At 52.9% G+C, this 13,593-nt stretch carries 11 protein-coding genes and 1 tRNA gene; 6 read left to right on the top strand and 6 right to left on the bottom strand.

What is annotated here, in order from left to right:
- The first annotated feature begins 6 nt into the window (after positions 1-6).
- From ACFQO4_RS09525 to ACFQO4_RS09500, 6 genes are all read left to right on the top strand, one after another.
- Positions 7-78 (top strand) — tRNA-Thr (locus ACFQO4_RS09525).
- A gap of 87 nt (positions 79-165) precedes the next feature.
- Positions 166-1,782 (top strand): DUF7845 domain-containing protein, encoded by a 1,617-nt coding sequence (locus tag ACFQO4_RS09520; RefSeq protein WP_500260693.1) that lies wholly within the window; start codon positions 166-168, stop codon positions 1,780-1,782.
- 345 nt (positions 1,783-2,127) lie between these two features.
- The gene (locus ACFQO4_RS09515) at positions 2,128-3,549 is read left to right on the top strand and encodes a DEAD/DEAH box helicase family protein (protein WP_500260692.1); all 1,422 of its coding nucleotides are present in this window, start codon (positions 2,128-2,130) and stop codon (positions 3,547-3,549) included.
- Positions 3,550-3,557: 8 nt separating this feature from the next.
- Complete coding sequence (locus ACFQO4_RS09510) at positions 3,558-3,713, top strand: hypothetical protein (RefSeq protein WP_500260691.1); 156 nt, start codon at positions 3,558-3,560, stop codon at positions 3,711-3,713.
- Positions 3,714-5,735, top strand: coding sequence for an AAA family ATPase (locus ACFQO4_RS09505; protein WP_500260690.1), 2,022 nt, complete (start codon positions 3,714-3,716; stop codon positions 5,733-5,735).
- Complete coding sequence (locus tag ACFQO4_RS09500; protein ID WP_500260689.1) at positions 5,735-6,196, top strand: DNA phosphorothioation-associated 4-like protein; 462 nt, start codon at positions 5,735-5,737, stop codon at positions 6,194-6,196. The genes ACFQO4_RS09505 and ACFQO4_RS09500 overlap by 1 nt, the downstream gene beginning before the upstream one ends.
- Before the next feature lie 80 nt (positions 6,197-6,276).
- Here the strand turns inward: ACFQO4_RS09500 and ACFQO4_RS09495 are convergent, their stop codons facing one another.
- The 6 genes from ACFQO4_RS09495 to ACFQO4_RS09470 form a co-directional block, all read right to left on the bottom strand.
- A complete protein-coding gene (locus ACFQO4_RS09495; protein WP_500260688.1) occupies positions 6,277-6,420 on the bottom strand; it encodes a hypothetical protein in 144 nt (47 codons plus the stop codon).
- The gene (locus tag ACFQO4_RS09490; RefSeq protein ID WP_500260687.1) at positions 6,417-6,665 is read right to left on the bottom strand and encodes a DUF8076 family protein; all 249 of its coding nucleotides are present in this window, start codon (positions 6,663-6,665) and stop codon (positions 6,417-6,419) included. Before ACFQO4_RS09490 ends, ACFQO4_RS09495 begins: the two co-directional genes overlap by 4 nt.
- Before the next feature lie 2 nt (positions 6,666-6,667).
- Positions 6,668-9,316 carry a DUF1156 domain-containing protein gene (locus ACFQO4_RS09485; protein WP_500260686.1) on the bottom strand — a complete coding sequence of 883 codons (2,649 nt, stop codon included), beginning with the start codon at positions 9,314-9,316 and terminating at the stop codon, positions 6,668-6,670.
- Positions 9,317-9,716: 400 nt separating this feature from the next.
- A complete protein-coding gene (locus ACFQO4_RS09480) occupies positions 9,717-10,106 on the bottom strand; it encodes a DUF8076 family protein (protein ID WP_500260685.1) in 390 nt (129 codons plus the stop codon).
- Positions 10,107-10,108: 2 nt separating this feature from the next.
- Positions 10,109-12,757: a DUF1156 domain-containing protein gene (locus ACFQO4_RS09475; protein WP_500260684.1), complete on the bottom strand. Its 2,649-nt coding sequence runs from the start codon at positions 12,755-12,757 to the stop codon at positions 10,109-10,111.
- Between the two features lie 7 nt (positions 12,758-12,764).
- A complete protein-coding gene (locus ACFQO4_RS09470) occupies positions 12,765-13,532 on the bottom strand; it encodes a PglZ domain-containing protein (protein ID WP_500260683.1) in 768 nt (255 codons plus the stop codon).
- Positions 13,533-13,593: the final 61 nt, after the last annotated feature.

Here is a 13,593-nt window from a genome sequence, read left to right as displayed (position 1 = left end):
ATGCCTGCCTGGGTAGCTTAGCGGTAAAGCGCGTCCTTGGTAAGGACGAGAGCCCGGGTTCAAATCCCGGCCTAGGCTTAATACGATTCCTTCAATTTCCCCCGTAAAAGGGGGAAAGCTACCTGAACCGTACAGTCCCAACCATCATAAATTGGGGTGTCGCCCGTGAGGCAGATCGCCACCGCGCCTCACGAGTGCGAAGGGAACCTCATCTTCACCGAGAATGGCCTCAGTCCCTACTGGATTCTCGGACGGTTGCTTATCCAACGGTTCGACGGTTACTCCGGCGAGATCGAGACGGAGGTCGACGGTGAAGAGTGGACGATCAATCTCAAATACCAGAAGAGCGGGATCGCGCCGCGCCTCGAGGACGACGTAGCGAGCAGCCGACTCTACGAGTACCGGATCAGCGGGTACGGACGAGGTGAGCGAAAGGCGAACTTCCTCATCCAACCCCGGTTCGCCGACATGCGTCACCACGAGACCGGCGAACGGGTCTCGACGCCCTTCGACAACATCCCTGAGGACGAAGGAATCAACGTCCGCTTCGCCGGCTCGAACCTCGAGCCGACCGAGTTCCGACACCTGCTGCCGACGTTCGTTCAGGTGCTGGCTCGAGTGGGGAGTCTGCCGATCAATACGGACTACCTCGCGAGCCGGCCACACGAGATGAGTAACATCACGACCTACGAGCGATACGTTCGTCTCAATCGGTCGTGGAGTCCCAAGGTCGTCGGTCGAGCCGGCATCATGCAGCGGCTGATGCACCTCTGTGCGACCGAGAAGGGGAGCAAGTTCGAATACCGCGTCGACAACGAGGACATTGTCGGATACAACCACCGCGTTCGGTTACCGACGCCGGACGCGAGACGGCTGATCTCTGGCCACCAGTACGGGAAGCAGATCAAGCACTACCACCCGAAGTACGTTCGCGAGAAGGACGAGACCGATCCGCTCTATCATCCGAAGGTGGGCGTCCTCCTGAAGAAGAAGCTGAACAGCAATCGGTCGTTCCAGTGGGCAGACCACCGGAAGCTCAGACGAGAGATCGACGAGACGCTCATCAACGCCCTCTCCTGGAGCAACGTGCCGGTCAAACCTGACCACACGACGTACATTCCGGACGACCACTTCGAGGCAGCAGCAGCGGACGATCCCGTTGAGCTGTTCGCCGATCCAACGCCGGAACTCGAGACCGAGCAGAACACGATGATTCTGCAGACGTTCGTTGGACTCCGTGAGAGCGACGAGCGGGTTCTCCAGACGCTCGTTACTGATGGCGGCGAAGTACACCCGAACGAGCTGGCGGACAAGACAGGACGGAGCATCAGCACGATCTACCGGACGCTCGACCGGCTCCGGGGTATTCTCCGGAACGACAACGCGAGTGTCTCGTTTGCGAGCAAGAAGTTCGAACAGGATATCGCCGCGATTGTCGACCAGGTCGAGTTCGGCATCGAGAACGCAGCCGACCATGTGTCGAATCTCTACAACCTCGAGACGAAGGGCGCGTCGTCGAACGCGTGGCAGAAGTTCTGCAACAAGTACGGGGCCGCCCTCGTCGAGGTCGCTGAGGGCGGTGAGACGACGCTGCGGATCGACATGGTGCTCTCGAAGCTGAAGAGCTCACCCAACCCTCGCATCCAGGATGTACTCGAGGAAGCGATCCGTGCGTGGCGAGCGATCGGTCGTGACCCGCTCGAGCTTCGAGAGGCGACCGTCCAGTGGCAGACGGCTCCTGACACCTGGGCGTACGGAAAGGTGAATCCGACCCTCAGATAGCGCTGTCCTGGTGAGTGGCTACACTGTCGTACGGGGCTAATTAGCGGCTGTTTTCGCTGTATTTTGGCTAACCCTTGGTTTCGACTCGAGGGGTGTTTTGCGCGTCTTCGCCGAATCGGACTCGTTGGGTCAAATCTCGTCCCAACGGGTGGGAAACCCCCCTTACGGAGTGTGCCTAAGGGCACGTGCTCAAAAAATTACTTACGCCTCCGCGAGCTCGAGGTGATGCACACGAAACGGGGGTTAGGGATTATAGATGTCCATCTGTTGTAATCATGGGTCGGCTCAAAAGGTCGGTACTGTAGAGATATATGCCATGAAGTTCGTAATAGAAGATAACACTGGATGTCGCAGCTAGCTCCACCTAATTGGCTCGAACCACGAGATTATCAGACTACCGCTGTCCAGACTTGGATGAGGAAGCAAGGCCAAGGCGTGCTTCATATGGCGACGGGAACTGGGAAGACGATTACGTCATTGCTAGCAGCAAGCCAGCTTGCGGAGCTTCAGGGTGATCGTTTAGCTTTGATTATCGCGGCTCCGTATCAGCATCTCGTTGATCAATGGGTGGCAGAGCTAGACAATTTCGGTGTCACTCCACTACGAGCCTACAAATCGAGGAAAACGTGGACGGACGAACTAGCCAGCCAATTTACGGAATTCGCAACAGGGGCGAGGGATATTGTTGCAGTCGTCACTACGCACGCGACATTCGGCTCTGACCACTTCCAAAGTCTGTTAACGCGGCTCGACGGGACTGAGTCACTATTAATTGCAGACGAAGTTCACCACATGGGTGCGCCACATCTCCGCAAGAACCTTCCGCGAAGTATCCGTGCACGGCTGGGTCTGTCGGCGACTCCAAATCGGTGGTACGATGATGACGGTACTGAAGCGATTATGAACTACTTTTCAAACGGTGTTGTGTTTGAATTCGGTCTTGAGGAAGCGATAGATCGCGGCTATCTCTGCGAGTATTACTACGTTCCTCACATCATCAACTTGACCGACGACGAATCCGAAGGGTATCTCGCATTATCGAGGGCGATTGGCAAGCGTATGGGGAACGTTTCTGGTGATATTGGTGACGCCGATTTACAAGAAGATGAGCAGCTTCAACAACTGTTATTCAAACGAGCACGGCTGATTGGCGTCGCCGAGAACAAACTGTCTAAGCTCCGTTCGTTAGTTCGTCGGAGCGGAGACATCCATCATACCCTTGTATATTGTAGTGACGGCCAAATCCAGGCCGAAGGAGAGGCTACGATACGACAGCTCAACGCCGTTACCGAACTACTCGGCAAAGAACTTGGTTTGAAGACACACAAATTCACCTACGAGGAGGATCAACCGACCCGAGAACGCCTCCTCCAGGACTTTGAGGACGGTGTATTGGATGTGCTGGTGGCAATTCGATGTTTAGACGAGGGTGTAGACGTCCCTGCGACCAAAACCGCGTTTGTGCTGGCAAGTTCATCGAATCCCCGACAGTTCGTTCAACGGAGGGGGCGCATTCTCCGGCTTCATCCGTCGAAAGATCACGCCGTTATTCACGACTTCATCGTCGCTCCTCCATCTGAAATTAGACACGAAAAGTCAAACTCAACCTTCAATCTAGAGCGACGGCTTGTGCAGAAGGAATTACAACGCGCATCAACGTTTGCTGACTGTGCAAAGAACCATCCTGACGCGGAACTCACGTCGATCCCCACGAGTCAAGAATCCCTGGCTGATCTGAAAAGAGACTTTAACCTTCTAGATCTATGAGTGATAACATGAGCCAAACCGACCCGCCAGACGGAGTGGATAACGAGACGGTCAGACGAGCCATGCGGCGTATCCTTCAAGCAGAGGAAGATAAACTGCACATGGATCGACCTCATGGTATCAACGACGAAATCAAGTCAATTATCGAAGACGAGATCAAATAGATGGAACTAGACCGGCTCGAACTCCGAAATTTTCGCCAGTTCTACGGCGACCAAGCGATAGATTTCTCCAGGAGTAGTGATCAAAACGTCACGGTCATTCATGGATCGAACGGATCCGGAAAGACGACCATCTTGAACGCATTCTTGTGGCTCTTTTACGGAGATGTTACGCTCCCAAAACCAGAGCAGGTTGCTAGCGAGCGAGCGATGGCTGAAGCCGGATCGGATGGAACCGTCGACGTGGAAGTACGGCTCTCGTTCGGCCACGACGGCATTGAATACACGGCCTCCCGTTCGAAAACCGTACGCCGAAACGGACGGAGCGATTTCACCGGAACGGAAGTTAGCAGCAATCTTCGTCTGGAATTTGTAGACGAGTCCGGTAACCGAAAGGTTCGCGGAAACGCTGGTGACGCTCTCAGACATATCATGCCCGAACGCCTCCGGGAGATCTTCTTCTTCGATGGAGAGACTATCGACGAGCTCTCGGAAATCGGGGGCCAGGAGAAGATTCAAACCGCGATTCAGAACATAATGGGCCTCACAATTCTCGAACGGGGGAAACGTCATCTCAACGTCGTTCGGAAACAGTTCGAGGATGAAGTAAGCCGACACGGAAGCGACGAACTCTCCGGACTATACCAGGAACGAAGCGATCTCGAGGATCGAAGAGCGTCGCTCTCTGACGAACTCAGCGAAACTCGCGATTCGAAGCAGAAGACAGAGGAAGAACTCGAAGAGGTAAAACGACGGTTGAACGAACTGGAAGAGAGTCGCGATCTCCAACAAGAGCGAGAACGGCTCGAAGAGGACATCGAAAGCTTACAAGGACAGATCGAAAGTATAAACGATCAGGTCGCTGAGCGCATCTCGAACGCAGGATACGTCCCGTTTGCGGCACCCGCTGTCGAAGAAACAGCGAAAATGCTGCAGAAGAAGCGTGACAAAGGCGAGATACCGTCCGAGATCAAGACGCAGTTCGTCGACGACCTCCTCGAGATGAATGAGTGTATCTGTGGGCGTGATTTGGTTCCGGAGACCGAACCGTATCAGAATGTCGATCAATGGCGAGAGGCAGCCGGCTCCTCGGAACTAGAAGAAGCGGCGATGAAGATCGCTAGCCGGCTTACCGAGATTGGAGAAGACGAGGAACGGATCTACGATGACATCAATACCCTCTTAGAGCAGCGTAGTAACGTAACCGACGAAATTCAACGAAAAGAGGAGCGGATATCGGAAATCAGCGGCAAACTTGAAGACATCGATACCGAGGATATCAATCGGCTCGAGACTCGTCGCCAGCAACTCGAGGACCAGATTACGGAATACGATCAGCGGATTGGAACCGTTAAAGGACGAATCGAGGATACCGAAACGGAATTAGTCGACATTACGGAACAAATCGACGAAGTAGAAGAGCAGAACAAAAAAGCCGATCTCGCGAGGCGACGCGCGCAGATGGCCGAGTATCTCCGGGATCGAATCGACGAGTTATTCCAGAAGTACCAGGACGAGGTCAGAAAGAGCGTCAACGAGCGCGTGAACGACATCTTCCGCGATATCATTGCAAAGGATTACTACGCTGAGATCGACGACGACTACTCTCTGCGAATTCTCAAGGACGTCGGCTCCGAGGAGACGATTTCTGTGGCGAAGTCGACCGGTGAACGGCAGGTCGCTAGCCTCTCGTTCATCGCCTCGCTCGTTTCGTTAGCTCGCGAGCGGTACTATTCCGAGGAACAGTCTATATACTTCAGCGGCGGCATCTATCCGATGATCATGGATTCCCCCTTCGGCTACCTCGATCCAGAATACCAGAAACGGGTGAGTTCTGTGCTCCCGGAGATGGCACAACAGGTAGTCGTATTGGTCACGCAGAGTCAGTGGACGGCAGAGGTCGCCGGCGAGATGGATGCGATAGCAGGGGAGCGCTACCGGCTCAAGTACCACGACCCCTCTGAGGATCCGTCCGTCGAATACGAGTACACGGAAATTGTTTCCGAGAATAGAGGTGTCCGATAATGCCCACTACGTTCTACTACGAGCAAAACGAGGCGATCGAAGAACTCGCCTCAGGATCAGATTCAATCTTTGAGTCCCGCATCCCATTCCTCGTTTTCGCTGCCAGCGTCGGTTATAGACGTGACCATTGGGTCGAGAATCACAAAACCAATGGCGAAATGCGGTGGAACTACATCGGTCAAAACCAGCGTCTGGCGGTCATCACGGCTGCTTTGGCCTACGCCCACACCGAGGATCCAGACGCGATCTTCGATCCAGAGGTTCAAATCGACGTTCTCACGAGTTACGCGGCGGGCGGGGCACGCATCCTCAAACGCGAGGTCACTGACGAGCCGGGGACTAACCTGGACAACCTCGTCGCGTTCCTCCACGATCACCGGCAAGCAGACGAAACGGAGGCTCGAGTCGGTATTCTCGAACAGATCGAGAACGAAGTCAGTAGTTTCCAAACGCCGGAGTAGTGTCGAGAATCGCGAGGGTAATGAAATGCGCTTTTCAAAATTCGGGCTACCTGTAGCAATCGATCTTTGATTGGTAGCCGTTACTTCCGTGCGACGGCCTGTGTTGCGCTGATCGTCATTGGCTCTTCGACGAAGAGTTGTCCAACATCCAGATAGACCCCTTCGCCACTCCGCTCGACCCGGAGTCTGAACTCCACGTCGTCGACGAGCTGGCCGTCGATCAAGAACTGGACGGCGTCACCCGCCTGAAGCGACCTCGTCTGCCGGAGGGTTTTACGCAGTTCTGCGAGGACGTTGCCTCGATCTCCCTGTCCGCGTTGTACAACAGATCTTCGAGCTTGGTCACCGTGACCGGCGTATCGATGTCGTCGTCGTACGCCGCTCGCCGGAAGAACTCCAGCGCGGCCAGTTCGCTATCCGTCTCAGCCACGCGTTCAGTCACGACGTTGTATCCTTGGTGGAGTGGCACGGTCAGAACTGGGAGAGCCCCATCTCCATTACCCGCTCGTAGCGATCATCGTCCGTAACATCGGCCATGAACTCGGCGAGTTCCTCGAGGTCATCACTCTTCCACTCTTTGAGGTACTCAATCGTGTTCTGGTCAGTTTTGTAGAGATGGTAGAGGTACTGGACTTTGTCGATGTCCAGAAGCGTATCGGCCCCTAGACCGTTCTTGTTGAGTTTGCTCTCGATGTAGTGGATTCGCTCGTCCGCCGTGACGGGTTCTTTCTTATCGCGCGGTCCTTTCACGAGTTTCTCGTCCTCGAGGTCGCTGACGTTGAGGTTCTTGGCGAGCAAGTGTTTGTTCAGGTCATTGTATTCTTCCCAGCCGCGCTGGTAGAAAGCAGCGTAAGCAGTGGTAATGGCGTCGATGCTCTGAGGGAGGTTGACTGATCCTTCGAGGACCTGCTCAATGATTGAATCAACCGTGTTGAGCGCCTCGTCAATACCAGCCTGTTCGCCCTCTGAGTAGACGTGCGGGTAGTGTCGGGAGTAGTAGTACATACACTTCCCACGGAGAATGACACCGAGGTCGGCTTTCGAGAGATTCTCGTGACGCTTGCGCTCGTTGGCAGCCATGTCCTGCAACTCGAAGAAGAGGTTCTGCTGGAGTTCCGTCAACGTGATTTCTTCGTCGACTCGCTCCTTGTTCGCGTAGATGAGGATGTCATATTCCGCGTTGTCGAGATCCGAGATATGGGGGTTATTCGGCATCTCCGACTGAACGGGATACGCACCAGTGATGGTGAATCCACTCCGGATGAGTGCTTCGAGGATGACCGACCACGCCTCGTTCTCATTGTGATGGTAAGTGAACACCATCTCGCCGTCGGGTTTCAATACACGGTGACCCTCCGAGAAGACGTTCGCCAGCGATTCGACGAAGAACTCCTCGTCCTTGTTAGCGCTGTTGTTGGCGACAATCTCTCGAGCTTTGGGAACGAGTTCCGGCTGGAACTCCTCATACTCTTCGTGAAGACACTCTCGAAGCCACACATAGAAGTAATCGGAGAGTTCCGAATACTGGACGTTGTCGTAGTACGGTGGGTCGGTGATGACGAAGTCCACAGACTCGTCATCTTCATCCATCCGCTCGGCAGTCTTGCAGTTCAAGTCGGCGACGCGCTCTTCAGAGATATCTTCGCTATCGACATAAAATTGCTCTACCTTCCCCTTCTGGCGGTTCTTGACCTTTTCAAAGGGTCGTTCACAATATCGTTTTGCCTCGTAGACCTTATCAAAGAAATTCTTTAATGAAGAGATGTTTCCTGCCCCATTCAGTGGGTTTGGTTCAACTGGCTGTACCTTAGGGCTGAAAGCATGACGTTCAAACACACTAATTCCTTTAGAATTGCCAGCGTGCCAGCGACAGAGCTTCGAATTATATTCTAATGATGCAGATATAGTCGTAATCAGAAATTCAGAGATATTTTGCCCATCTGCTTCCCCAAAATCAAGTTTACTTACTGCATCTGCTTTCTCAAGTAAGAGCCCAAACGTGAGAATATGACGGGTTGTAAATAACTCATCGAAACTATCATAGTTGTAATTCAATAGAGCACCACTCTTGTCTCCATCAGGGATCCTTTGTTCGGGGATTGGGAGACTATCACGTAATTCGTTGTATTTTTCTTCTGCTTGCGTGACTCGTCGATTATCATCCTCATCGAATTCCTTGATTCGTTTCTTACCACGAGGGTCAACGTACTGGAGAGCGAACCGGTCGAACGTAGGGCGCTCATCACGACGCTGAAGCGTCTCTTTCACATCGTGCTTGTGGCCGTTGGAGCAAGTGTACTTTCCATATCCGTACGTCCCATCGTTCGGGTCAAACTCGCGACCGCAGTTCGGGCATACTTCATTCCCGTCTTCAGAGACAGTCACTTGCTTTCTACTTTCAACTGTAACCGTTGTCCCTTCGTCAAGCCCTTTATCGCGGTTCTCCAGTTCGATGATTCGGTCGTCGCAGTCTTGATTCGGGCAGTAAAGCGCACCTGGGCGCGTTTTCATCGTCTTCGCCAGTTGATAGCGAGGGAACAGTTGGACTTTCTCATCACATGTTAGACAAGGAATGCGCTGTGACTGAAAGTAGTAAAGAACCTCACATTCCTGGCCCGTCTTCGGGTCGATAGTGGTGTAGTAGTCCCCGAGTTCCTCGCGCGTCTCCTCAAGAATCCGTTCGAATTCGCGCTCGAGAACGTCGAGGTTCACGTCGTCCATCGACTTCTTCTCGGTCCACCATGCGACCGGGTTGAGCTCGTACCCGATGACGTTTGCGCCGAGCCGATTGCTCTCGACGAGCGTTGTTCCCCCTCCTGCGAAGGGGTCGAGAACGGTCACGTCGCGGTCGATGTGCTCGTCGTTCGGATTAATTTCCTCGTGGTAGGAGTCCAGATAGAGACCGTAATGTGTTCCCGTCGTTCGCTCGGTGAGAATGTCCTCCTTCGTAATGGTGGCGTCTGTCATCGCCGCGAGACTGAGACATCTGAACGTCGAACCGGGGCGTCGCGCCCACCATTTGTGAACCGAGTAGATGGGGCGATACACGTCTCGCCGGTAGGTCTCTTTCTCTGCAAGTTCATCCATCAATTCCAGCGGTAGTTTATCCCAGGTTTCCATGATTATCTCACGTCGTAATTCGCAGGACTGGTGTCATACATTCGGGTAAGCTAAGTCCACCATGCGTGATCTTTTTCGTCGCGCCACGTTTCGTCCACTTGTAATGTTCCCGTATCACGTAGTGTTCGCGGACTCGTTTAATAACCTTCGCTCGTTTGAGAACCCGGTACGCTCCTCCATTCGCCAGGCCTTTCGCCCATCATCTCGCTCGTCTCACTGGCTCGCGAGCGGTACTATTCCGAAGAAGAGCCAATATACTTCAGCGGTGACATCTACCCAGTGATTATGGATTCGCCTTTCGGCTACCTCGACACGGAGTACCAGAAACGGGTGAGTTCGATGCTCCCGGAGATGGCAGAACAGGTAGTCGTATTGGTTACGCAGAGTATATGGATAGCCATTACTTCCGCGCGACAGCCTGTATTGCACTGATCGTCATTGGCTCTTCGACGAAGAGTTGCCCAACATCCAGATAGACCCCTTCGCCACTCCGCTCGATCCGAACTCTGAACTCCACGTCGTCGACGAGCTGGCCGTCGATCAAGAACTGGACGGCGTCGCCCGCCTGAAGCGACCTCGTCTGTCGGAGCGTCTTACGGAGTTCGGCCAGAACATCGCCTCGGTCCTCTTCGTCAGTGTTGTACAGCAGATCTTCGAGATCGGTCACCGTCACCGGGGTCTCGATATCGTCGTCGTGCGCCGCTCGCCGGAAGAACTCCAGCGCGGCCAGTTCGCTATCTGTCTCGGCCACGCGTTCGGTCACGACGTTGTATCCTTGGTGGAGTGGCATGGTCAGAACTGTGAGAGCCCCATTTCCATTACCCGCTCGTAGCGATCATCGTCCGTTACGTCGGCCATGAACTCGGCGAGTTCCTCGAGGTCGTCCGTTTTCCACTCCTTGAGATACTCGACCGTATTCTGATCGGTCTTGTAGAGGTGATAGAGATAGTGAACCTTATCGATGTCCAGGAGTGTGTCGGCCCCGAGACCGTTCTTGTTGAGTTTGCTCTCGATATAGTGGATTCGGTCGTCTGCCGTGACGGGTTCTTTCTTATCGCGCGATCCTTTCACGAGTTTCTCGTCCTCGAGGTCGCTCACGTTGAGGTTCTTGGCGAGTAGATGCTTGTTTAGGTCGTTGTACTCCTCCCAGCCGCGCTGACAGAACGCGGCGTACGCTTGAGTGATGGTATCGATGGTTTGGGGGAGGTTAACCGAACCTTCGAGAACCTGTTCAATGATCGAGTCGACCGTGTCGAGCGCCTCGTCTATACCGGCTTGTTCTCCCTCTGAGTAGACATGGGGATAATGCCGGGAGTAGTAGTACATGCACTTCCCACGGAGGATGACGCCTAGGTCTGCTTTGGAGATGTTTTCGTGGCGTTCACGCTCATCAGCAGCCATGCCCTGCAATTCGAAGAATAAGTTTTGCTGGAGTTCTGTCAAGGTGATTTCCTCGTCAACCTGTTCCTTGTTCGCGTAGATGAGAATATCGTATTCTGTATTGTCTACATCAGAGATGTGCATATTGTTGGAGAACTCGGATTGAACTGGATATGCGCCAGTAATGGTAAACCCACTGTCTACGAGAGCCTGAAGAATCACAGACCACGCCTCGTTCTCATTATGGTGGTACGTAAAAACCATCTCGCCGTCTTTTTTCAAGACTCGGTAACACTCAGAGAATACGTTTGAAAGAGAGTTTACGAAGAACTCTTCGCCCTTATTGGCATTGGTGTTCGCGACTATTTCACGGGCTTTTGGAACAAGTTCCGGCTTGAACTCATCATATTCCTCTTTGAGAGCCTCCCTTAACCAAATATAAAAATAGTCTGAAAGCTCTGAGTATTGAACATTATCATAATAGGGTGGATCAGTGATAACATAGTCTATAGACTCATCTGCCTCCTCGATTCTTTCTCCTGTTTTACAATTTAGTCTTTCAACGCAGTTGGATGTGATACACTCGCTATCTACGAAGAACTGCTCAACATCTCCTGAAACTGTATTTTTAACCTTTTCAAATGGCCGTTCACAATATGCCTTTGCATTGTACACTTTATCGAATGCACGTTGGAGCGAGGCGATCGTCCCCTCAGCATTCAAGGGATTGGCTTCCACTGGTTGAACCTTCGGTACATAGGAATGACGGTCAAAGACGTTGTACCCGTGAGCATACTGATACTGCCACTTACACAGTTTAGAATTGAACCTTATAGCATTAGATACAGCAGTTATCAGGAATTCAGAGATGTTCTGGCTATCAGCACCTTCGAGATCCCTTTGACTGGTCTCTTTTGCCTTCTTATATAGAAGACCAAAAGTCAGGAGATGTCTTTCTGTGAATAGTTCATTGAATTTCCCATAATTGTAGTTGAGGAGTGCACCGGTCTTGTCCCCGTCAGGGATGTTTTGCTCGGGAATTAGTAGTTCATTGTAGCGTTTTTCCAATTCCTCAGTTGCTCTAGCGGCACGCTTTGCATCCTCTCCTTCGAATTCTTTAATCCGCTTATTACCTCGTGGGTCTACGTATTGGAGAGCAAACCGGCTAAATTGCGGGCGCATGTCTTGTCGTTTGAGTGTTTCTTTCACGTCATGTTTGTGTCCGTTGGAGCAAGTGTACTTGCCGTACCCGTATGTCCCATCATTCGGATCAAACTCATGCCCGCATTTGGGACATACTTCATTTCCGTCTTCAGAAACGGTTACCGTCTCGCCGTCAGCAACGGAGACCTCTGTCCCCTCATCAAGGCCTTTATCCCGATCTTTTAGTTCGATTATTCGGTCACCACAGTCTTGATTGGGACAGAACAGCGCCCCGGGGCGAGTCTTCTTAGTCTTCGCAAGTTGATAGCGTGGGAATAGTTGAACCTCCTCATCACAGGTCAGGCACGGAATATGCTGCGACTGGAAGTAGTATAGAACTTCGCACTCCTTTCCAGTAGCGGGGTCAGTAGTCAAATAGTATTCGTTGAGGTCATCTCGCACTTCTTGAAGGAGCCTTTCAAATTCCTCTTCAAGGACATCAAGGTTTACATCCTCCATCGACTTCTTCTGTGTCCACCACGCAACGGGATTAAGATCATACCCGATGACATTTGCGCCTAGCCGGTTCATTTCGACTAGTGTGGTTCCTCCCCCCGCAAAGGGGTCAAGAATAGTCACATCCCGATCTATGTGTTCGTCATTTGGATTAATCCGACCATCGTAGGAATCTATATATAGGCCGTCATGACTCCCGGTTGTCCTCTTGGTAAGAATATCGTTTTTCGAGATGGTGTCATCGGTCAGTGCGGCAAGGCCAAGACACCGGAACGTGGAGCCGGGGCGTCGCGCCCACCACTTGTGGAGTGAGTAGATGGGGCGGTATACGTCACGGCGGTATGATTCACTCTCAGCCAATTCGTCCATTAGGTTCAGGGGTAGTTTGTCCCAGGTTTCCATAATTACCTCAAGTCGTGATCCGCAGTACCGGTGTCATACATTCGGGCAGGCTCAGACCGCCGTGCATGATCTTCTTCGTTGCGCCACGTTTCGTCCATTTGTAATGTCCGCGTACCACGTAATGCTCCCGTACTCGCTTAATAACCTTCGCCCGCTCGAGTACTTGGTACGCTTGCCCATTCGCCACCTCTCTGAATCGGCTACTGAATTTGTTCGATAATGCCTCCTCTTGCTCGTCCGTCAGCGAATAGGGTGAGTTTCCGAGGTGATTCACGTATCCGTGATCGCTAGTCACGAGGAACTCGTTGTGGACACTCTCGTAGATGATATCCTCTAGGAGCGTCTTCACGTCCTCGTAGATGTCCTCGACCTCTTCCATCGAGTAATTCCCCTTCAGTGCGCCCTCGAGGCGCTGATCCGGGTGACGAGTCCAGACGTATTCCGGACTCGTGCTCGGAAGCTTCGGAACGTCCAGGTCGCCGACAAACCGGAAGTCATCCCGGGAAACCGCAGACGGGCTTTGCGCATCAAACCACTCTCGACAAATGAACTGGGTCTCGCTAGGCAGCCGCTCGATCGGTGCCCATGAGAGCGAAACTGACCAGCCGTGATCGTCTGCGAGTTCTCGCTCGAGCCGGAATCCCTCTCGAAGGCTGAGCGCATCCATGATAACGCCGCACCCGTCGTCGAGTTCCGTGATCGGATGATCGCCCACCTTCTCGAGTAAATCGTCGTACAGTGGTGGATACAACTTCTCCAATTCCGATTCGAACAATCGCGTCTGGTACTCGGAATCCGTAAGCTGGCGGTCACTCAGGGCATCAGGATCGTCCCAG

Source organism: Saliphagus sp. GCM10025334 (genome assembly GCF_042663485.1).
GTDB lineage: Archaea > Halobacteriota > Halobacteria > Halobacteriales > Natrialbaceae > Natronosalvus.
This window is presented reverse-complemented; position numbering and strand designations above follow the sequence as displayed.